This is a genomic window from Acinetobacter sp. 826659 (genome assembly GCF_000588515.1).
Classification (GTDB): Bacteria; Pseudomonadota; Gammaproteobacteria; order Pseudomonadales; family Moraxellaceae; genus Acinetobacter; species Acinetobacter pittii.
The window spans coordinates 249,964-271,125 of sequence record NZ_JFYD01000006.1; the positions used below are offsets into that span (position 1 = coordinate 249,964).

Here is a 21,162-nt window from a genome sequence, read left to right on the forward strand (position 1 = left end):
ATTTATTGTTTTTAAAAAATAAATATAAAAAAACTAAAAAGAGGTACTGACCTCTTTTTAGCCAAACAGATTAACTTTTTTATTTAAACTGTAAAATCGTCGCCTAAATATACTTTACGGACTTGTTCATTATCCAAAATTTCTTGTGGAGTACCTTCCGCAATTACCGCGCCTTCGCTCACAATATATGCACGTTCACAGATTGCCAAAGTTTCACGTACGTTATGGTCTGTGATGAGCACACCAATACCACGATCTTTTAAGGTTTGGATAATATCTTTAATATCACCTACCGAAATTGGATCGACACCGGCAAACGGTTCATCAAGTAACATAAACTTAGGATCAGCAGCCAATGCACGTGCAATTTCAGCACGGCGACGCTCACCACCAGACACACTCATTCCCAATGAATCTTTAATATGACTGATTTTAAAGTCATTCAACAATTCAGTAAGACGTTGTTGTCGCTGTTGCTTATTTAAGTCTTTGCGTGTTTCTAAAATAGACATAATATTTTCAGCAATTGTCAGCTTTCTAAAAATAGAAGCTTCTTGCGGAAGATATCCGATTCCCTTACGTGCCCGTTCATGCATTGCCAAATCGGACATATCAAGATCATCAAGGTGAATTTCACCTTTGTCCATACGCACTAGCCCAACAACCATATAGAAGCTTGTTGTTTTTCCTGCGCCGTTAGGGCCAAGCAAACCAACAATCTGTCCACTTTGCATACTAAAAGATACGTCTTTGACGACCCAACGTTTACTATAGTTTTTTGCTAAGTGCTTAATACACAAAGTTTGGGGTTGAAGAGCTTGTTGCATTAGTCACGCGCTCCTGGGAAACTTTTTGAAGTTGATGGCGGAATAATAATTTGAACACGGTTTGATGATGAACCTTGAGCTTCAACATCACCTTTGTTCATACTATATTTCAATGAGTTACCACGGATGCTTGAACCATCTTGATATAGATATGCACCACCAGTCAAAGTAATAATGCCTGTATCTGCATTATAAACAATGGTTTGACCCTCGCCTCGTGCAACGCCCTTGTCAGCACTAATTTGCTGTTGGAATTTAGACGGTCTACCTTTGGCAGTAATCGTTTGAATTTCACGTTTAGAGTTTAGCGTAGCAACAATTGAGTCGGCTTGAAGCTTCATCGTACCTTGCTCAATCACGACATTACCCGTATAAGTCGTTAAACCCGTTTTCTCATTATAAGTTGCACGGTCTGCCACTAACGAAATTTGTTGATTACGGTCAGACGGTAAAGCAAAAGTCGAAGCAGATGATAAAGCAACGAATGTAATTACCGCAGCTTGTTTTAGGAAAGCTGAAGAACGTTTTAAATTAAGACTTTGGTGCATACTTTCCTCGAATATTAAAAAATTCGTACTGACCATTATTCAAATTAGCTTTTAACCCTTTGCTGACAAACTCGGCTTGCGGAGATTGAACAACCACTTGGTGATCTGTTTCAATTTCTCGGGTTTTTGGATATCCGGTTAACTCATCAGTTTGGAATTCAATCTTCCCTTGTGGTGCCAGTTTAGTTGCGACCACATCACCCGATAAAATAACTTTACGGTTATCATCGTAGCCATTTGCCTGTTTTGCAAAGAATGTCGCATCAACTTTGCCATCTTTATACATCGAGGCATTAAGTTGATCCAACTTTGATGTTTTTTGTTGCATATCCTGTTCAAGCTGACGAACTTCAGCACGAATATACAAATTGCCTTGATCATCAGTTTGAGTCAAATGGACGCCCTGCGCTGAATATGTCATATTCTTCGCAGAACCAATGTCTAGTTTTTTTGCCTTGCCACTATAGTAGTAATAACCACCACTTATAGCAGCAACCACTACAGCAACAATTGATAAAACTCTGGTATCCATGAGCAGGAATAGCCTACCTTTTTAAGTAATCTTATTATTAATGCGGTACTGCAAGATATTTTTCAAGAAGTTCTTGGTAAATGCCTTTTGCGATCAGCAACATATCACAGACTTCACGTACAGCACCACGCCCACCCATCGATTGCGTAACCAAATGCGCACGGCGACGTACTTCTTCATGACCATTTGGCACAGTAACACTCATACCTGCGATTGCAAAAGCAGATAAATCAGGCCAATCATCGCCCATATATAAGCAATCAGACGGCAAAATATTAAACTGCGCACATGCTTCACGAAGTGCTGAGCCTTTGTCTTCACGGCCTTGAAAAACGAGGTCTACACCTAAATCAGACATACGTTTTTCAACAATATTACTTTTTCTGCCTGTAATAATGATAACTTTCATGCCTGCTTGCTGTGCAAGCTTCATTCCTAAACCATCACGAATATCGAATGATTTAATTTCATCGCCGCTATTGGTTAAGGTTACGAAGCCATCACTCAAAATACCATCAACATCCAGAACCAATGCCTGTAAATGACGTGCTTGTTCTAACAATGCATAAGATGCCATTGATTAATTTACCCCTGCCTGAATAAGGTCATGCATACTAATTACACCAATCACTTTGTTTTGGTCATCTACCACCACAAACTGACTAATTTTTTTCAGGTTCAGCTGTTGTAGAGCTTCTACCGCACGTGCTTCTTGAGAAATCGTTGATGGTTTTTTTGTCATCACTTCTGAAACAGGCAAATTCACATCGAAACCTTGCTGTTTATCAATTAAACGGCGCAAGTCACCATCGGTGAAAATACCAAGCAAATGTTCTTGTTCATCTACAATTGTCGTCAAGCCTAAACGTTTATTAGAAATTTCATAAAGTACTTGATTCATTGGTGTATCTGGTGAAACTTTTGGCAGTTCATCGCCTGTATGCATCAGATGTTTTACATGTAAAAGTAAGCGTTTACCCAACGCACCTGCTGGATGCGAACGAGCAAAATCATCTGCAGTAAAACCACGCGCTTCAAGTAAAGCGACAGCCAGTGCATCACCCAATACTAAAGTTGCTGTAGTACTCGACGTAGGTGCTAAACCTAATGGGCATGCCTCGTCAGATTCGCCTAAAGTTAAAGCAATGTCTGCGTTTTGCGGCATTGGGCCTTTATCATCACGGCTAATGGTAATAAGAGGAACGCCAAGATGTTTGATTAAAGGCATCAACATCATGATTTCATCACTTTTTCCAGAGTTGGAAATCGCAATTAAAACATCACCACGAACCAGCATTCCCAAATCGCCATGTCCAGCTTCGCCCGGGTGCATAAAGAAAGATGGTGTACCAGTTGAGGCGAAAGTTGCAGCCATTTTACGGCCAATATGCCCTGACTTACCCATGCCAGTGATCACAACACGACCTTTACACTGTAACAATATTTCACAAGCTCGATTAAAACTGTCACCAATTTGTGTTGCTAACACGTCTAAGGCTTGTTGCTCAATACGCAATGTTGCTAATGCGCTGCTTTGGAAATCTGTAGGATTGGGCATACGAGTTTGACTCAAAATAATTGATCTGATCTCTTGTGAAGATCGGTGATTTTAATCAAAAGATTTGGGGGCATTCTAACATAACTCAATCATCTACACGTTTTTAAATGTATAAGATTTCACAAGCTTATAAAATTCTTGCATAAACCTTTGTGAAAAATGATGCATCAGTTATGATGTAACACTGTTTTTGTTGAGTGTTTGAAAACCCTTATGCAACCGTTTGTTTTATATAACTCTGAGCAACGAAAAAAAGTTGAATTTGTACCTCGCAAAGAAGGTCACATCGATATGTACGTCTGCGGTATGACCGTTTACGACTACTGTCATATCGGGCATGCTCGAGTTATGGTTGCATTTGACTACATTATTCGTTTCTTACGTAGTCAGGGCTGGAATGTTCGCTACATTCGCAACATTACCGACATTGACGACAAAATCATCAAACGTGCGAATGAGAATGGTGAAACAATCCAACAACTCACCACTCGTTTCATCGATGCAATGAACGAAGATGCAGCCAATTTAGGCTGTGCTGCACCTGATGAAGCACCTAAAGCGACTGAATATATTGATCAGATGCAAAACATGATTGGCAATTTGGTCAATAAAGGCTCTGCTTACCCTGCTGCAAATGGCGATGTTTATTTTGAAGTGACCAAATTTGAAAAATATGGTCGCCTCTCTGGCCGTAAGCTTGATGACATGCAAGCTGGCGCAAGTGAACGTGTTGATGTAGAAGTTGAAAAGAAACATCCTTTTGACTTTGTACTTTGGAAACATGCAAAAGAAAATGAACCATCTTGGGCATCTCCTTGGGGTAATGGCCGTCCAGGTTGGCACATTGAATGTTCTGCAATGTCGACTTGCTGCTTAGGCAATCACTTTGACATTCATGGTGGTGGTTCAGATTTAATGTTCCCGCACCATGAAAATGAAATTGCGCAAAGTGAAGCTTCGACTGGTGAGCAATATGTAAACTACTGGATGCATGTTGGCTTCATTAACGTTGATGGTGAAAAGATGTCTAAGTCTTTAGGCAACTTCTTTACGATTCGTGACGTGATGGAGAAATTCCACCCTGAAGTGATTCGCTACTTTATTGTATCTTCACACTATCGTAGTCCTGTGAACTTCTCTGATGTAGCACTTAAAGAAGCAAAAACTTCTTTAACTCGCTTCTACCATTCATTTAAAGCTTACCAACAAGTGTACGGTCAAACGACAACTGAAACGCTTGATCAAAGCTTTATTGAACGTTTTAACAATGCAATGTGTGATGACTTCAATACTGCTGAAGCAATGGCTGTATTGTTTGAACTCAATAAAGAGTTAAACCGTGCTGTAAAAGAAGAGCAAGCTGACCAAGCGACTGTGCTTTATTCGACATTACGTCACCTCACCAACATTTTAGGTTTGGTACAACACAATGTAGATGATTTCTTAAAATCAGATATTGGACAAGAAGCGCTTGCTTTGTCTGATGCTGAAATTGAAGATTTCATTCAACAACGTGTTGGTGCGAAAAAAGCAAAAGACTTTGCGAAAGCAGATGGTATTCGCCAGTCTTTGCTCGACCAAGGTGTGGTACTTGAAGACACTCGTCAAGGTACAGTTTGGCGTCGTGCTGATTAAACGTTCAATTAGATCACAAGAGTGTTGACACTTTAATGAAACACTCTATAATGTGCTCACATTGCGGGAATAGCTCAGTTGGTAGAGCATAACCTTGCCAAGGTTGGGGTCGCGAGTTCGAGTCTCGTTTCCCGCTCCAAAATTTAAAGACCACCTAATTCGAAAGAATTAGGTGGTTTTTTTATTGTCTATTGATCAATTCAAAATTCGCATTAAAAAAGCTTTATATTTCCATTGCAGTACCATGAAATTTGGAGTGTTATTATGCAAAAGCCGGTTAAGCGCGGAGAAGCGTGGCGCATCACTGTCCGTTATTTAGGCAAACGTTATACAGCTATTCGAGATACTGCGAGTGAGTGTGAACAATGGGCCGCTAAAAAATTATTAGAATTACAATTTTAACAGGCTAATCCTGAGTCTGAAAAAATCCATATCTCCTTCTATGCTTTTTGAAAAGTACTATCAAGAAGAAGGCAGAAAAATGAAGAGTGCCCGCTTAATTGTTCAAATACTTAAATGCCTAAAGAAAAAAGAATAATGAAAATATAATTAATATTTTATGATTAAACCCATCATTAAGTTTTTATTGATATTGAAATTAAAAATTAGCTTAAAAGTATATTATCGCAAAGTCTCCCCCATTGAGGAGACGTTCTAAGTATTAAATGACTTAAGGATGAATTTTTTTCAATCCATCTTCTACAGCAAATTTAGCTTCCTCCCACTGTAAACGTGAACTGCCTTTAACTTGTTCCCATTTAGTTTTCAATTTAGATTCAACCTCGGAAAAATTAATTTCTGCATTATTAGGTACACGATTTTCATAACCTAAACGATAAGCCGCCCGATAATCACGATCATATTCTAGATTCTTGTTTTCAGTATAATATGGCATTTTTTTATAGTTTTCTCGCCAATAATTATCTTCTTCTTGCCAAGAATTACTATCATCTTTTTGATTATTTGTTTGAGCTATATCATTACCTGCTATTCCCCCTACTACACCACCAATAATCCCTCCAACAACAGCACCTGGAGGCCCCCCAACAACACCAAATGCAGCACCTATAGCCGCTCCTCCCAAGGTTCCTGCACTTACAGCTGCCAAATCTTCTCCCCCTTCATTCATATCAGGTACATGATTGTTATTGGTCGGTGGTGAGTTTAAATCTGGACGAGCATTATCATTTGTGGATGAAGTATCTTGTATTGGTTTGCTATTTAATACATTACTATTGGAAGATAGCTCTTTTTGAATCGTATGATTACCATCTGAAATTGATTTTTTTGTATTTACCATTTTCTTACTCCCTATATTTTAAAATCTAGTGTCTTTTAAAAGAGCTAGAATATAAAAAGGATTTTTGGAATATACCGAACAATTATTAGTATAATTTACGTTTCGGTTATTTGTGTTTTATAAGTGTCCACATTAAGTGAGGAGATGTTATTAATTAATAAAAAGTATTTCTCATTTATAAAAATTCTTGTCCAGAGAATCTTCACAATTACATCACGCTTCACCTAACAATCATTATATTTCTCTAGAATAAACATTGCCGATAACATTCCAGCTTTACCCTGACCGACAAGAAATTATGATTTTATTTATACACAATTTAAAAAGCCTAGTTAATTAGTACCAGGCTTTTTAAATTTATTTTTAAAAGATAATAATTATATATTATTTTATATTTTTAAATATATCTTCAGCTGCTTTTAGGTGTTTCGCAACAGCATCACGTGTTTGTACGAGCATATTTTTTAATTCAGAACTTTTCGTGTTTGGTATTAACTGCTTATCAATTATTGTCAAAACTTTACGGTGAACTTTAACTTGACTCATCATATAATTTTTATCAGTATCTGATGTTATTTGATTAAGCTTACTAACAATTTTATCACTATCATTTTGCAATGATTTACTAAGATTACTGGTTTGTGAAATCAACTGTAACCGACTTGCCAACGCTTGTGCATTTTTTTCATTGGCTGAATGTTCTTTAATCATCATTTCAGCATATTTCTTAGCTTCATCCATTTTTAGTTTTGGCAATGCAGTTTTTGCCTGCTTAATTTCACCATTATTAGCTGTACTTAATATCTTGAAAATTTGACTATCAGTCAAATTTTCATGGTTTTCATTTAATATTTTAGAGTGATTCTTCCCATCATTTATAGTTTGTTGATTCGCTGCCATAATCTCAAATGCACTGAAGCTTAAAACACCACTAATTGCGATACAGCTAATAATTTTCTTCGTTAAAATAGCTTTCATACCAATATCCTTTAACTTAATTCATGAGTATTTACACTTATGGGTAGCTTTTTCACATTTCCATTCTATATCCCTACTTGTAAATTCAAGCTTGGGTTTATTTATTCATTATTTCAATCAATCATATTTATACCGCTCGTTGAATATTCTTCGCAAAGAGGTAAATAGCTTATTTAAAGTAGATGATATAAATTTAATAATGAATCATGCATCTGTATCCAATCTTATTAATGTAAATATAAAATATATATAATTTTAAAAAACATTAACTTAAAAACAATTTTTATTTTTTATTTTTACGAAAATAACAATAAAGCTCGTTATATTAACTTATAGACACTAAAGCTAAAATTAAATATATTCAAAGAAAATTTAAACAAATTTAACTTATTCGCACATCTATAAAAAAGCGTTCTCCTAAAGACTTTAATTCACATACTGCACACACAAACAGTGACATGCACTTTTGTAGATATCGTATGAGCTGTGCATCCTGAAAGTAGAATACACAGCGAAATCAGAACCTTCATAGTGAAACGCGGTTAGCGATCCAACCATAAAAGAATTGCTCTTGGGTAGGATTTCGTTCACAGATTTCAATGTAACGTTGGCCTTGCATGATATTAAGAACTCGAACTAATACCTTCTTTCCTTCTTTACCGCGCTTAGCCAGTGTTAGTGAAGAGGTAAGTGAGAAATAAAGTTCTATCTTCCAACCTAAGCTAGCCATTTCCCCCCAACACTCACATATTTTTAGCTAATTCTTTTGCCAAACATTGTTCATGCCAAGTGGTTTGAAAATTTTCGACAGCTTTTGACTTAATGAGAGGATCTTCAAATAGCTTTGAAGAATATGCAGATTTGATAAGCTCTTGATAAAGTTGTTTGGCTTGTTGCTCTTCAAGATGATTGGCGATGTCGTGTAACTCTTTAGCGGGCACTTCATGTTGTCTAGCATCCATCACACCACTCGCTGCTTTTTTCACAGTTTCACAGTAATGAAGTTCCATAGCTTCTGATGCTGCATAACATTGAATTGAAATCGCGCTTATAAAGAGGAATATAAATCTCATAATCTCACCTTAATTTGACGCGCAAGGTTATCAATTAATCTGCCCAAATTTAAGTTAAAAAAGGTTATTTTTGTTTTCTCTTCTTTTATTTCACCTTTTGCACTTCAGTATTAGAAGCTCTCAGCACTGTTCCATCCGCCGCGACTGGTGCCATAAATGGAATTTGCTGACCTGTAGTTTTATCAATTAACAGAGAATGGCGCTCACCACTTTCAAATAGGTTTTGCTCTCCCCATTGTCGTAAAGCCACAATCACTGGAAACAGTCTTTCCCCTTTATTGGTCAATACATATTCCTGATAAGCCGTGCCATCCGAAGCATCTTGTAGTTCAAGAACACCAGCATCTACCAACTTTTTTAGGCGATCTGAAAGAATATTTCGCGCCACTCCCAAGCTCCGCTGAAAATCTCCAAAACGGCGCATTCCATCAAAAGCATCACGCACAATAAGCAGTGACCAACGATCTCCTATGAGATTGACACAGCGCGCAACAGGACAAGGTTCATCTTTTATCAGTGTAGAGTTCGCCATTGAGTTTCCTAACCAATCATCAGCAAAAAGTTATCTAGTTGCATTTTAAAACTAGTCGATCTAACATTCAACTAGTTGCATTTTAAAACTAGATTGAATGGAGTTAGGACAATGAAAGCTTCTCTTGCATCTTCAACTTCATCCGCCGAAAGTGATAAACCGCTTCCAAGCATGGCTCGTGGCGTAATTTTGTTGTTTGCTATAGCAAGTGGTGCAAGCGTAGCAAATGTCTATTATGCCCAGCCCTTGCTCGACATTTTGGCCAAGGACTTTAATGTTAGTCATGCCGCCATTGGTGGTGTGGTGACAGCTACTCAAATAGGTTGTGCCCTAGCCTTAGTGTTTTTAGTGCCGTTAGGTGATTTGGTAAATCGGCGTCGGTTAATGACACTGCAACTACTGGCCTTAATATCTGCATTGCTTGTGGTTGCCTTTGCTCATTCTATGATTATTCTTTTGGCAGGAATGCTTGCGGTAGGTTTACTCGGCACAGCCATGACTCAAGGACTTATTGCCTATGCTGCAAGTGCTGCTCTCCCACATGAGCAAGGACATGTGGTCGGTACTGCACAAAGTGGTGTGTTCATTGGTTTACTGCTTGCCCGTGTATTTTCAGGGGGAATTAGTGACGTGGCGGGTTGGCGCGGCGTGTACTTTTGCGCAACCATCATCATGCTCATGATTGCATTCCCCCTTTGGAGACGTCTCCCTCATTTAAATATTCAACCCAGTGCCATGCGCTACCCGCAGCTTCTAGCCTCTATGTTAAAACTACTACGCCAAGAAAAAGTGCTACAAGTGCGCGGCGTGTTAGCTTTACTCATGTTCGCCGCATTTAATATTTTTTGGAGCGCATTGGTACTGCCGTTAAGTGCCCCGCCTTATAGCTTCTCGCATACTATTATTGGGTCTTTTGGACTCGTTGGAATGATTGGTGCTTTGGCTGCTGCACGTGCGGGTTACTGGACCGATCGTGGATATGCTCAGCGCACAAGCTTGGCAGCACTGTTAATGTTACTGCTCGCTTGGGGTCCACTTTCACTCATGGCTCACTCGCTCTGGGCACTCGTGATTGGCATCGTATTGCTAGACTTGGGCGGACAAGCCTTACATGTGACCAACCAGAGTATGATTTTTCGTACTCGTCCAGAAGCGCATAGCCGTCTTGTTGGTCTATACATGCTCTTTTATGCGGTAGGTAGTGGATTGGGTGCAATCAGCACAACAGCGACTTATGCTTATGCAGGTTGGCTTGGTGTATGTGCCTTAGGTGCAGGTGTTAGCCTTCTGGCATTATTATTTTGGTGGATGACACGTCATATCGTGCCTCAAATCACTAATGAAAAAGATAACAATATACAAATAAATAAAATATAATAATCCAAAGTTTTATAAGCCCATGAATAAGAAAGTTTAGTCTTTAAATCTTAAGTTCGAACGGTAATAGAATGAAATCTTCTTTAACAATCTAAAGATTGATATGCAACTTTAGACAATTACTATCAAATATATGCAAATCCCTATAGGAACAAAATTGGGTATTAATAATAAATTGCTTTACACGGTTGTATTTGCCCTTGTTGCAGGATGTCATCAACAAGAAGCAAACGACAGTACCAATGCTGTGAAACTCCCAGCCTATCAGTACGATGGTTTCTCTGGTTCAGCACGCTTAAAAGGAAACTTGGAGTTAAAGCAAGGATGTCTTTATGTGAAAGATATACTCATTGTCTTTCCAGAACATAGCGCTCAGTGGGATGCTGAAAAAAGCACTTTAAGTTATAAAGGTCAGCAGATCGGCTTAGGGGGCATATTAGATATTGCTGGAAATATTGGTGATTTTGAGCAAGACAATCTACGCATTAAACATTTGAGTCCCATGTGTGATCATCAGAATATTTGGTTTGCTGGATAAGGTTTTGTCAAGAGTATGAGTAAAAAAGCCCCCGTCTGGGAGCTTTTTAAAATTCGTTTAGCAGCCTAAAACTTAACTTGGATGAATTTCTGCCGTCAATCTTTGCAAGTCATGACCCGAAGGTGCTTGGTAAACACGTAAACCAAACTCGGGAAGAATCGCAATTAAATGGTCAAAAATGTCTGACTGAATTGCTTCATAAGAAACCCAGGCAATTGTGTTGGTAAATGCATAAATTTCTAACGGCAAACCTTGGCTGGTCGGCTGTAATTGACGAACAATAATGGTTTGATTTTGAGCAATGCCCTTGTGCTGACGTAAGTAAAATTCTACATAGGCCCTAAATGTACCAATATTGGTTAGACGGCGCTTGTTGTAACGAGATTGATTGCTTAGATGCTTATTGAATTCTTCAATTTCAGAGTTCTTTGCATTTAAGTATTGATCTAACAACAAAAAGTCTTTGAGCTTTTGTTGCTCTTCATCACTCATGAAATGAACGCTACTTTGGTCAATAAAAAGTGAACGCTTCATTCGACGGCAACCCGAATTGCTCATACCACGCCAGTTTTTAAATGTGTCGGTCACGAGCTTATTGGTTGGAATGGTGGTATAGGTTTTATCAAAGTTTTGAACAGTCACTGTATGCAGTGAAATATCAATTACATCACCATCTGCATTGAGTGATGGCATTTCAATCCAGTCTCCAATACGTACCATGTCATAAGAGGCAATTTGTACACTCGCCACCAAAGACAAAATGGTGTTTTGGAAAACCAGCATTAATACCGCTGCCATTGCACCAAAACCTGCAAGTAAAGTGAACACATCCTTTTTAAGGAATGTTCCCAAAATCATAAGGCCACAGACAACAAATAAAATGAGTTTAACCAGTTGTAAGTAACCTTTAATCGGTTTGTTTCTAGATTTTGGATTACGCTGATAAATAAGATTAAAGATATTTAACAGCTCGCTGACCGTAAGCGCGAGTGTAAGAAAAATGAATGCTTGCGCCGCCATCTCTACAAAAGCAATAAACTTCGGAGATAGATGAGGAACCGTTGCAATACCGTTCATAATCACAACGGCAGGAACAATATTTGCAAATTTCTTTATAACGCTATGCTGAGCAAAAATAGACTGATTTGGTGATTTGAGTTTTGTGACTAAATGACGAACGCCCCGAACAATAATGCGTTTGGCAATAAAATTTGCTATTGCAGCAAATAAAATCAAAATCGTGAGTGAAACCAACATTTCTAGCCAAGGATATTGACTTAACTCACCCCGAATATCACGGAAAAAATTTAAAAAATCCAAACCTATACACCTTTAAAATTTCTTTTGTAGAATTTTAGGGGTTAAGAACGGTTCTCATAAGGTTTGTTTACATATGTAGTCATAAATACAACAACTAAGTTATATACCCTGCCCAAATTTAATTATGATCCGTTAATTTTAAAGCTTCATTTGCTTATGTTTTAGACCAATTATATAAACTAGATCAGGCTTATCAGTTCATTTAGAATAAGGCGTTAAACGAATAATTCTGGTTTGAGTGAGTGAAATTTTCTGATTTTTTGACTTTTATTGGAACAGTCTGGTTCAGCTTATTGTTTATCTATATTGCTTGGACCTTTTTTCTTAAAAGTCAGGTTCAAAGATTTTTAATTTATAAAAGAGGAAAGATGACTTCTGCCGAGGTCGTATATTTTCAAGACTCATTAGCTAAGGTGCAATATCGCCCTTTATGTTATATCAAATTGAAATTCCAAACTGAGCAAGGCCAAATCACTACTGAAAATCTAAAGGTGCTTATTGCTAAGCAAGATCACTATAAATATAAACTGGGTAGTATTATCAAAATTAAATATGATCCCAAAAATTTAAAGAATATTTCGATATTGGGTGAAGTGATGATTTAGGTCATTAGAGATTATTTAAAAAGTAGGATAAACCTTGAGGTGCGCGTCCATTTAAACGACTACTTGTAGTTACTCGAACCAGATTGCTCCAAGTAATATTGCAACAATGATTGATCAATTTTTTGATTAAAGACACGTCTTCATGACATGAGATAGGCTCAAAGCCACCAACCAAAAGATAAACCTCTGCACTAAAACTTAAATTTGCCCCGTGAATATGCGCGTGGTCCATCTGATCTTTATAGTGCGCTAAATATTTTTGCTGTTTCGTTATAGAGAGATGACTAAAATCGTCTAGCGTTACAGTACCGCAAATTGCATCTGTGGGTTGATGCTGGATTTGATAACGCAACCAATCTGGACTCACCACAGTGTCTGCATCGGTACATGCAATCCAAGTTACACCACGCCCGATTAAATGCCGGATTCCTAAATCCCTCGCCTTGCCGACACATGCATAGTTGCATTCAATCCAGTTAATGTGATGGCTTTGGACAATCAACCGCGACTGGTCTGTACAGCTATCGAGTACAACAAGCACTTCTACCTCATAACCAGAAATATTATCTATGGCGACCTGAATAGATTGCAAACAGGAAGATAAATAGTATTCTTCGTTATGCGCTGGAATGACGATACCTATTTTCATCTTAGTTTTTCCTGCTGTGCTAAAGAGGAAGTGTTCGCCGTCCACAGATCAATCATAAAATCTGGATCGTTTAAACTGAGGTAATGATGAAATGGAAAATGTTGCTGAAAAGCTTGATGGACTTGCTCTGCATTTAATTCAAAATCTTGAATTTCATGGCGCCAGTGACAACACAGAATCTCACCGTCATCATTTAAACTATGCTTTAATTTTTCAATAAACTGATGCAATTCATCTGCCGATAAGTAATAGGCCATCTCACTAATTAAAATCAGGTCAAACTTTTGAATTGAGTAGTCTTCGGGTATTTTCCTGTTCTCAACCACAACATGCTCAAACTCTTGTAGCCGTGCGGACGCCAATTGAACAGCACGCGCAGAGACATCTATACACAGTAACTCCTCGGCTCTTTGCGCCAAATGAAAACTTAAATGTCCATTTGAACAGCCGACTTCTAGCACCTTTAGGTAGCGGGGTTTTGTCAGCAGTGCGAGACAAATTTGTCTTTTACGAGCTTCATACCAATGAAAGTCGTAGCCCCATGGATCACTGTTATGACGATATAAATCTTCAAAGTACACGCGAGAATGAATCACTCAAATAAACCTCATAAGGCATTAAAAGACGATTAATCGCACTTGGAGATAGCACTGCGGCATTCCCCGTGCTTTCATCTGCTTCTAGTTGGGTTTTAAACTGCAAAATTGCTTGATGTTTTTTAGTTAGCTGTTCTTGTGTTAAGGAAAATGCTTTTGCTCGGTGCCAATCAATGCGTGGGTCTAAAGGCTCTGCCCAATGCCAAGCCCAGATTAATACGTGTAAACAAAGTAGTTGCTTAGCGGTTGCATAGGCTTTTACGGTTTTACCTACTGCTTCATGGTCTGGGTGACCATCAAATTCATAGCTACAAATTAGAATATCGTCGGCTTGAACTAACTTATCTAAACTCTGCCGCAGTTGATCAGTTTGCAAATGGATCTGGCCATCTAACAAATTAAGCTCTACACGCTCGGTTGACTCTGCTACGCCTAGACAATTTAAGGCTGCCAAGCTTTCTTGCGGACGAAGAATATTAAGCTGATCTAGAGAATATTTTGTAGAGTTAGGATGACTTTGGGTGCCGTTACTTACCGCTAAAACCAAAATCTTGCAGTTCAGTGCAATAAGTTGCTGCATTAATCCGCCACAACCAAGCACTTCATCATCAGGATGTGGCGCGACAATCACCACTCTTTTTGAGCGAAATAGCTCAAGATCTAAAGCTGCTAACGGTTGTTCTTTAAATGCCTTTAACCATTGCTCTTTGGCCGTACCCTCACCAAAAATAACGCGGTCTTCAACCAATGGATGTTTTAAAGTTCCCATAAGCTTTGCTCCGACACACAGAGTTCTGCAATTTGTTCATAGTCAAAAGCAGCATGACTTTGCCTGATAAACACAGGCAGATCAGCCATGAGCTGAGCAAATGTGGCATCTTCACAAAAAGGACGAGCACCCAAGGCTTTCCCTACTCGCTCAATAATGCTCAGGCAGCATTGTTCTGTTTGAGCACGTAATATGCGTATTTCCCGCTCATGACTTAGCGTTGGTTTATGGTCTATGAGCTTGGCAACATATTGAAAATACTGCTTAGTGATTTCTAGCTGCTGAGCGACCTCACCTAAATATAATTTTTTATAAGGATTCGGAGTTGCCTGACAGCTTTCTTGCAAAAAGTTAGCTAGACGCACGGCGGCACCATACCAACAGGCCGCTACACCTGCTGCACCATGCCAAAAACCTGGGCGTTTTAAATAACTATTTGGCTGACCAATCAATTTAACAGGTGTATTTTTAAAAGTTACTTGCGCAGTCTGTGTCGCATGCATACCTACAGCGTTCCAGTGGCTTAAGTCGGTTGTAATGGATGGATGACTTAAGTCGGCAATACAAAGCTGCGCCTGCCCTTGCTGATCTTTATAACTTATTAAAGCTTTTTCAATGAATTCAGCACCAGAGCACCAAGGTTTTATGCCATTACAAAGATTGTCTTTTATTTGCAATGGTGCTGGTCCACCGTCTGCTGCCCAAACTGCCCAAGTCTGGTCATCTATTTCTTGTTGATAACCCAATTCATTTAAAATGCTTAAAGCATCACAATGAGACTCAAAAAGCTTGGCTAGACTTAAGTCGACTCCAGCAATCTGCGCAAAAAGTTGCCAACGTTGATACGTCTGACCCGAAGCTGGATGAGGCAAATTTTGAGTTAAATTTACAAGCTGAAAAAGTAAATTTATACGAAGCTTACTTTTATCTTCAGCTAGGGCAGCTTCAAATTCACTCAAACTGCTTAGTATCGTCATGTTTATAGGTATTTTAATATTCATTGCAAATAATTATTTATAAGACTTAACCCAACCATAACTAAAGATTTCTGTTTAGATAAACATATAAATTGTAATAAAAAGAAAAATATTATTAGTTTTATATCTAATTATTTCACTGTTACTCAAATATCACGATTAAGTGAACTTATAATCCGATCATGTAAGGTTTATTAAAAACTCAACATTTAATCGATTATTTAAAGTAGTTTAGTTCTTACCGTTTTTCTATTTCCAAAGAAGAGGTCTAAAATGAACACTTTAAATATTAATGATATTAAAAAACACGCAGATGTTATTGCTTCATGTGGTACTAAAGTAGGTACTGTGGACCATCTCGATGGTGAAAACCAGTTAAAACTCACCCGAGACGAAAGTGGTCAACATCACCTCATCCCTACTGGGTGGATTGGGGAAGTAAAAGAAGATCAGGTTATTCTGAATAAAAATTCAGAGGAAGTTAAAGATCAGTGGCAAGCGATCTAAACTTCTAAGCTAGCTAGTTTTAGCTAGATTAAAATAAAATAAATTTATAATTAAAAATTTAAATTATAAAAACCAAAGCTCCTTTTTATTAAGGAGCTTTTTTTATTCATCTCATATTTAAAATAAATAAAGCTTACCCTCGTGTTGTGTCAAATCTACCCAGTCTTTAACAGAGCTGCTTTTATCTCTACAAACCTTTTTGAGACTCATTTTGTCCCTTAAGCACATGGTGATCAATTTTACTTAATGCTAAAAATTGTCCATTCGCATTAAATGAACAATTATGAATAGGGTGACATATATGATCACAGGGAATCATCAGCTTAAAGCAAGAAAGGTCCATTTCGATTTTACCGAATCATCGGTCTGTTGGATGCCGAATGATCCTCTATGCTCGCATGTCGCCAATGGCATCAACATGCTCTTGCCCGCTGGTGAATTTTGGTTTTGCCGTGTGTTTAATAAAACCCTGCCCTTAATTACCGATGAAACACTAAAACAAGAAGTGATTGGATTTGTCCGTCAAGAAGCTGCTCATGCACGTGCCCATGAAAAAGCACAGGACTTCTTACGTGAAAATGGTTACGACATTCAAGAAACACTCAACCGTGCCCATTTTGTTTTTAATATTTTATTGGGTGACAAACCTCTAGGCATACCATTTTTAAAAGGCGAAAAGCTTGATGAATATTGGTTACTTTTTCGGGTAGGCGTGATTGCTGCAATCGAGCACTTTACGGGAACCATTGGTCAATGGACGCTGGACAGTAAGACTTGGGACCAAGCTGACCCTGCTATGGCAGATTTGTTCCGTTGGCATTTGGCTGAAGAAGTTGAACATCGCTGTGTTGCTTATGATTTATTTGAGCACCTTTTGACAAACAAGTTTGGGTTTTATGTGTCGCGCCAAGTGATTATGGCGGCGGGTTTCCCACTGTTTATTTACTTCCTTGCTGACTTTGCCCGTAGTTTAGGTAAGCAAGATTTAGAACACGAAGATATTCAAAAATTGATGCGCTGTGGCTACTTCAAAATTATTCGTGAATTTGAAAAAACCGCAACTCGCTCAGACAACTTACCGACCATTAAATATTTGTGGAAAGCGACGTTAAGATGGGTTTCTCCAAAATTTAACCCAATTCATGAGGGAGACACCGAGCAAGCTTTAGCTTATATGGCTCGCTCGCCTGCGGTTCAATATTTTGAAGGTATGGCGCAGGCTGCAAAACCTGTGTAATTGAGCTAAGCACTTAATTAAATGCTAAGAAAAGCCTCCTTTTTGGGAGGCTTTCTTTCGTTTAAGAGTTATCTAGACCGACACAGATTAAAAAGAAACAATCGAACTAGCGCGCTTTCATCAATGCTGTTTTTTTCAAAAAGTCGGAACATCGCCCCGTCAATCATACATAAAAACATGTAAGCGTCTTCGACTGAGGCAGTAGTTTTGACAGTTAAAAGTAGTTTATAAATTTCATTGATGAGCCAAGTTCGGTACTCAATCGTAACGCCATAGGCCTTGGGATAGACTCTTTTAATTTCAAACAATGCCTTAAAGGGTAAATGATATGGCCCTTCTAAACTCGCATGTAAAAAGTAAATTTGCTTAAGTTTATCCAGCACCATAAGTTCATTGTAAGAATAGAGAATTGAAAACACTTTGTCTTTTAGCGTGTCTTTTTGGAAACTGATACACCTCTCGATTAGCCGTTCTTTTGAGTGAAAGGCATTATAAAAAGTGGCTTTGGAAACTTTGGCTTCACTAATAATTCGGTCGACACCAACTTTATGAAACCCATAGTGATTAAATAAGTCTTTTGCTACGTAAAGCACTTTTAATGCTTTAAAGGAAGATTGTAAATTTGGCATAGATATACCGCTTAAAATAATTTTTTGTTGTATGTAAATGAGATAGAAATGCCGTCACTCTTAAAATGAGTGCTAAAAACAGGCATGCAAAAGCCGCACAAAATGGCGTGCTGACCTATCTCAAGTTTTATAGTTGCTGACTTTTAGATTCTTAAAGTGTAGAAAACCTAGAGTCGATTGAACCAATTTATAGAGTATTTAAACGATATAAATAGTGAGACTTTGGCGTAGGTCAATTTAGAAAAAGTAGGCATGAATGAAATCCTATATGCATAAAATTTCTGCCAATCACTGCTAAATGATTATGGTGGCAGAACGAAAGAGGGTTAGCAGACTGGGCATATAGAACCAGCACGCACAAGGCGTCCCCCTTCCGTCCTACCGCTACGAATGGGGGACGAACGAGTTCGCCACCAAAAAATTGCTTTTTTGATGCGCTATACGCTCTCGGTCTGCTAAAACCGACTGGCAATGTGGCCAGCAGGCAAAGGATAATCGGAGGGGTTTTAGGTGTCAATATTCTGAATTAAAGAAATCATATACTGAATATAAAAAAACCTCTTTAAATAACAAGAGTTTTACAAACTTAGATATCAGTATCTATACTCTATAATTCACTAATGTGCTCGTCCTGCTTTTTCGATTTAAAAGCTTCCTTCTTAAAAGTATGAAGAAAAAGCCAGCTATCTGCTGATTTCTCTATATATTTTAGACAAAGGAACCCACATACCAAGCATATTAAAAAGATTGAAATCTTTAAAAATAGATTTAAATACATCCCTTCTTGAAAATAACTACTAATTTGCTGCATATATATGTTGAATTTTACAAAAGGAATTAAGCCTATAAATGTAAAAAATATATACCCTAACACTGAATAAAAGATTTTTGATTTAGTGTGTTTTATAGTAAAACCACTAATATTCTCTTCCTTATCTCCTATACGTTTCAGTCGCCCTCGAACTTTAATGAATTCTTTAATCCATAAATCCGCATTTTCGTATTGGGCAAAGAACTTCGCCTCCCTATATGTTAAAGTATCATGATTGAAGAGAGATTTAGCTAATCTATCTTTGTAAAGTATTGATCTCCTCTCCACTTCTTCATGTTCAAATTCCTCTGCTAATTTCAGGAACTCAGCCTTAATTTCACGTTCATGTTTGAGTCTAGCAAGTCTATTATTTAAAAAGACAACCATGATCGGAACTATTAACACCCCAAGAATTTTTAAAAAATTTTCTATATTAAAAGTATTCTTATAAAAAACTTTAATATTTTTTATTAATTAATTTTTTTGTCAATAAAATTCATAAATAATTTCTTTGATTAAAATTTTTTTATTCTTTAATATTCATTTTTAATTTAAGTAAAATTAAATAGCTTGAGTAGAGAATTTTAAATGGTTGATAATATTATTCACTTTAAAAAAAGAAGAGAAAAAAAAGGCTTGATTTTATCAGGTGCAGGTGGAGTTAAAAATGAAAATGGTATTGTAGCTAAAGAATTGCACGATGAAGATTTAATGTACTATGGCTTATATTGGGATAATATAATTATAACCCAGATCCCAATGTTTCAATTTTCCAATCCACTTATTGATCAATTCCGGAGCAATGGTGTAGTAGATTTTTTTCAAAATGCTCCACCTGAATCTGTACATTCATCCCAAATGCAAAAACTGGCTTTAGAATCACTTATAGCTTGCCAAAGTGTAAAAAAGCAAAATAAAGAATTTGATTGGTTAATTTACAATAATGTTTCAGATAGCTTTAATGGCATAGATTCCGAAGAAATCTTAGAAGCACATGCTATTAGGATTAAGATTGCAGAATGCTTACCATATCCTAGTAAATATGTTCCGATTGATGTGTTAAGAAGATTTAGAGAAGACAATATTGAACAACTTGATAACTTACATTATGAAAAATACAAGTTATTCGAAAAAATTAGTAATTTTGATAGTAAAGATAAAAGAGAATTAGCTGAACAATATGAAATCACTGCTTTTGATAAAGCTATTAAAGATTATCAAGATGTTTTTGCAGCTCGCTTCCCTGCATACTCATTAAAACCAATTATTGCTGATATAAAAAATAATAAACCCACTTTATGGGAAATAGGTGCAACTGTTGGAGATATGTTGTTAACTGGAGGAAGCCTAGCAGGTATTTATAATGTTGGTAAATTAGGACTTGAAATTTTTGGTAATAAACAAAAAATCCATCAAGCCAAACTTAACTCCCCTCAGTTCCATTTTATCTCAAACGCTATTGAACAAGGCGTAATTCTACAAAATTATAAGTCATGAAAATTTGTATTGTAGGCCCTTCTGGTGCTGGTAAAACAACTATCACTAAGAAATTAGCTGATGAATTAAAGATATCAACTTATGGGTTTGATGAAATCTACTGGAATATAAGTGGAACTGAGTTTGTAAAGAATTCGGAAGAAACAATCTCAAGTGGTACTCAAGAAATCGCCTTACAAGATAGCTGGATTGTAGAAGGAGCTTACGATAAACGCTTACTTCCATTACTTCTTGAATGCTCTTTAATTTTAAAAATGGAAGTTCCTTTTTATTTAAGAACAATAAGGCTTTTACAACGTTATTTAAAGTCTATATTTACACGCAAGAAACCCAAAGAAAATCTAAAAAATACATTAGAACTGATTTGGTTTTCACATAGTTTTGATAAACGTTTAGAAAAATTTTTGAGTAGTAATGCTCAACTCTCTAAAAAGACTATTCCTTTTAATAACTTTTCAAAAGCTATAAATATTATTCAGACTATTTTTAAAAACAATTAATTCATTTATGAAATCATGATGAAAGAACGGAGGTGGGTTAACAGACCAGTCATCTAGGAACTGGCACGCACAAGGCGTCCCTCCTCCGTTCTTTCGCAGAGAATAATAAGAGCGACTATATGTGTCAATATGATCTTAGGTGGATTTTTTGAAACTTATTTTCTATT

At 37.2% G+C, this 21,162-nt stretch carries 25 protein-coding genes, 1 tRNA gene and 1 pseudogene; 10 read left to right on the plus strand and 17 right to left on the minus strand.

Annotated features, from left to right (window positions below; genetic code table 11):
- Positions 1 to 83 precede the first annotated feature (83 nt).
- The 5 genes from lptB to J663_RS14100 are packed head-to-tail and all read right to left on the minus strand — an operon-like array spanning position 84 to position 3,465.
- Positions 84 to 827 (minus strand): LPS export ABC transporter ATP-binding protein, encoded by a 744-nt coding sequence (lptB, locus tag J663_RS14080; RefSeq protein ID WP_002122331.1) that lies wholly within the window; start codon positions 825 to 827, stop codon positions 84 to 86.
- A complete protein-coding gene (lptA, locus tag J663_RS14085; RefSeq protein WP_002122334.1) occupies positions 827 to 1,375 on the minus strand; it encodes a lipopolysaccharide transport periplasmic protein LptA in 549 nt (182 codons plus the stop codon). The genes lptB and lptA overlap by 1 nt, the downstream gene beginning before the upstream one ends.
- Positions 1,359 to 1,907 carry an LPS export ABC transporter periplasmic protein LptC gene (gene lptC / locus J663_RS14090; RefSeq protein WP_005070181.1) on the minus strand — a complete coding sequence of 183 codons (549 nt, stop codon included), beginning with the start codon at positions 1,905 to 1,907 and terminating at the stop codon, positions 1,359 to 1,361. Before lptC ends, lptA begins: the two co-directional genes overlap by 17 nt.
- Before the next feature lie 37 nt (positions 1,908 to 1,944).
- On the minus strand, positions 1,945 to 2,484 hold the full coding sequence (locus tag J663_RS14095; protein ID WP_002122322.1) for a KdsC family phosphatase: 540 nt from the start codon (positions 2,482 to 2,484) through the stop codon (positions 1,945 to 1,947).
- 3 nt (positions 2,485 to 2,487) lie between these two features.
- Positions 2,488 to 3,465, minus strand: a complete 978-nt coding sequence (locus J663_RS14100) for a KpsF/GutQ family sugar-phosphate isomerase (RefSeq protein ID WP_002122342.1) — start codon at positions 3,463 to 3,465, stop codon at positions 2,488 to 2,490.
- A gap of 213 nt (positions 3,466 to 3,678) precedes the next feature.
- On the opposite strand from J663_RS14100, the gene cysS reads away from it, so the two are divergent.
- The 3 genes from cysS (at position 3,679) to J663_RS14115 (ending at position 5,502) form a co-directional block, all read left to right on the plus strand.
- Positions 3,679 to 5,100, plus strand: coding sequence for a cysteine--tRNA ligase (gene cysS / locus J663_RS14105; protein ID WP_033850494.1), 1,422 nt, complete (start codon positions 3,679 to 3,681; stop codon positions 5,098 to 5,100).
- A 63-nt stretch (positions 5,101 to 5,163) separates the two neighbouring features.
- A tRNA-Gly gene (locus tag J663_RS14110) sits at positions 5,164 to 5,239 on the plus strand.
- A 125-nt stretch (positions 5,240 to 5,364) separates the two neighbouring features.
- Positions 5,365 to 5,502: a hypothetical protein gene (locus J663_RS14115; RefSeq protein WP_033850495.1), complete on the plus strand. Its 138-nt coding sequence runs from the start codon at positions 5,365 to 5,367 to the stop codon at positions 5,500 to 5,502.
- A gap of 268 nt (positions 5,503 to 5,770) precedes the next feature.
- On the opposite strand, the gene J663_RS14120 is transcribed toward J663_RS14115, so the two are convergent.
- From J663_RS14120 to J663_RS14140, 5 genes and pseudogenes are all read right to left on the minus strand, one after another.
- The gene (locus tag J663_RS14120) at positions 5,771 to 6,400 is read right to left on the minus strand and encodes a hypothetical protein (protein WP_033850496.1); all 630 of its coding nucleotides are present in this window, start codon (positions 6,398 to 6,400) and stop codon (positions 5,771 to 5,773) included.
- A gap of 384 nt (positions 6,401 to 6,784) precedes the next feature.
- Entirely contained in the window at positions 6,785 to 7,378 is a 594-nt protein-coding gene (locus J663_RS14125) for a DUF4142 domain-containing protein (protein ID WP_033850498.1), read from the minus strand.
- Between the two features lie 526 nt (positions 7,379 to 7,904).
- Positions 7,905 to 8,051: pseudogene (locus J663_RS14130) on the minus strand (putative peptidoglycan-binding domain-containing protein); the annotation flags it as partial.
- Positions 8,052 to 8,121: 70 nt separating this feature from the next.
- Complete coding sequence (locus J663_RS14135) at positions 8,122 to 8,451, minus strand: hypothetical protein (RefSeq protein ID WP_001210983.1); 330 nt, start codon at positions 8,449 to 8,451, stop codon at positions 8,122 to 8,124.
- An 85-nt stretch (positions 8,452 to 8,536) separates the two neighbouring features.
- A complete protein-coding gene (locus J663_RS14140; protein WP_033850501.1) occupies positions 8,537 to 8,983 on the minus strand; it encodes a winged helix-turn-helix transcriptional regulator in 447 nt (148 codons plus the stop codon).
- 111 nt (positions 8,984 to 9,094) lie between these two features.
- On the opposite strand from J663_RS14140, the gene J663_RS14145 reads away from it, so the two are divergent.
- Positions 9,095 to 10,360, plus strand: coding sequence for an MFS transporter (locus J663_RS14145; protein ID WP_033850503.1), 1,266 nt, complete (start codon positions 9,095 to 9,097; stop codon positions 10,358 to 10,360).
- 133 nt (positions 10,361 to 10,493) lie between these two features.
- A complete protein-coding gene (locus J663_RS14150; RefSeq protein ID WP_033850505.1) occupies positions 10,494 to 10,898 on the plus strand; it encodes a hypothetical protein in 405 nt (134 codons plus the stop codon).
- A gap of 72 nt (positions 10,899 to 10,970) precedes the next feature.
- Here J663_RS14150 and J663_RS14155 read toward each other — a convergent pair whose 3' ends face one another.
- Positions 10,971 to 12,218 (minus strand): mechanosensitive ion channel family protein, encoded by a 1,248-nt coding sequence (locus tag J663_RS14155; protein ID WP_005070199.1) that lies wholly within the window; start codon positions 12,216 to 12,218, stop codon positions 10,971 to 10,973.
- A 242-nt stretch (positions 12,219 to 12,460) separates the two neighbouring features.
- Between J663_RS14155 and J663_RS14160 the strand changes: the two genes are divergently transcribed.
- Complete coding sequence (locus J663_RS14160; RefSeq protein WP_033850508.1) at positions 12,461 to 12,823, plus strand: DUF3592 domain-containing protein; 363 nt, start codon at positions 12,461 to 12,463, stop codon at positions 12,821 to 12,823.
- Positions 12,824 to 12,827: 4 nt separating this feature from the next.
- On the opposite strand, the gene J663_RS14165 is transcribed toward J663_RS14160, so the two are convergent.
- Genes J663_RS14165 through J663_RS14180 form a run of 4 tightly spaced genes read right to left on the minus strand, consistent with a single transcriptional unit; the run spans position 12,828 to position 15,838 of the window.
- Positions 12,828 to 13,472 (minus strand): glycosyltransferase, encoded by a 645-nt coding sequence (locus tag J663_RS14165; RefSeq protein WP_033850510.1) that lies wholly within the window; start codon positions 13,470 to 13,472, stop codon positions 12,828 to 12,830.
- On the minus strand, positions 13,469 to 14,068 hold the full coding sequence (locus tag J663_RS14170; RefSeq protein WP_033850511.1) for a class I SAM-dependent methyltransferase: 600 nt from the start codon (positions 14,066 to 14,068) through the stop codon (positions 13,469 to 13,471). Before J663_RS14170 ends, J663_RS14165 begins: the two co-directional genes overlap by 4 nt.
- Positions 14,043 to 14,837, minus strand: a complete 795-nt coding sequence (locus J663_RS14175) for a PIG-L deacetylase family protein (protein ID WP_033850513.1) — start codon at positions 14,835 to 14,837, stop codon at positions 14,043 to 14,045. Before J663_RS14175 ends, J663_RS14170 begins: the two co-directional genes overlap by 26 nt.
- Positions 14,825 to 15,838 carry an acyl-CoA/acyl-ACP dehydrogenase gene (locus tag J663_RS14180; RefSeq protein ID WP_050598824.1) on the minus strand — a complete coding sequence of 338 codons (1,014 nt, stop codon included), beginning with the start codon at positions 15,836 to 15,838 and terminating at the stop codon, positions 14,825 to 14,827. The genes J663_RS14175 and J663_RS14180 overlap by 13 nt, the downstream gene beginning before the upstream one ends.
- 249 nt (positions 15,839 to 16,087) lie before the next feature.
- On the opposite strand from J663_RS14180, the gene J663_RS14185 reads away from it, so the two are divergent.
- Complete coding sequence (locus tag J663_RS14185; protein WP_002113991.1) at positions 16,088 to 16,321, plus strand: DUF2171 domain-containing protein; 234 nt, start codon at positions 16,088 to 16,090, stop codon at positions 16,319 to 16,321.
- Positions 16,322 to 16,622: 301 nt separating this feature from the next.
- Entirely contained in the window at positions 16,623 to 17,558 is a 936-nt protein-coding gene (locus J663_RS14190; RefSeq protein ID WP_033850516.1) for a metal-dependent hydrolase, read from the plus strand.
- Between the two features lie 68 nt (positions 17,559 to 17,626).
- Here J663_RS14190 and J663_RS14195 read toward each other — a convergent pair whose 3' ends face one another.
- Together J663_RS14195 and J663_RS14200 are read right to left on the minus strand one after the other, a co-directional pair.
- Positions 17,627 to 18,187: a TetR/AcrR family transcriptional regulator gene (locus J663_RS14195; RefSeq protein ID WP_033850519.1), complete on the minus strand. Its 561-nt coding sequence runs from the start codon at positions 18,185 to 18,187 to the stop codon at positions 17,627 to 17,629.
- A 607-nt stretch (positions 18,188 to 18,794) separates the two neighbouring features.
- Positions 18,795 to 19,385: a hypothetical protein gene (locus J663_RS14200; RefSeq protein ID WP_228132955.1), complete on the minus strand. Its 591-nt coding sequence runs from the start codon at positions 19,383 to 19,385 to the stop codon at positions 18,795 to 18,797.
- A gap of 201 nt (positions 19,386 to 19,586) precedes the next feature.
- Here J663_RS14200 and J663_RS14205 point away from each other — a divergent pair, with 201 nt between their 5' ends.
- Positions 19,587 to 20,495 carry a hypothetical protein gene (locus J663_RS14205; protein ID WP_033850523.1) on the plus strand — a complete coding sequence of 303 codons (909 nt, stop codon included), beginning with the start codon at positions 19,587 to 19,589 and terminating at the stop codon, positions 20,493 to 20,495.
- Entirely contained in the window at positions 20,492 to 20,995 is a 504-nt protein-coding gene (locus tag J663_RS14210; protein ID WP_033850525.1) for an AAA family ATPase, read from the plus strand. Before J663_RS14205 ends, J663_RS14210 begins: the two co-directional genes overlap by 4 nt.
- Positions 20,996 to 21,162 lie beyond the last annotated feature (167 nt).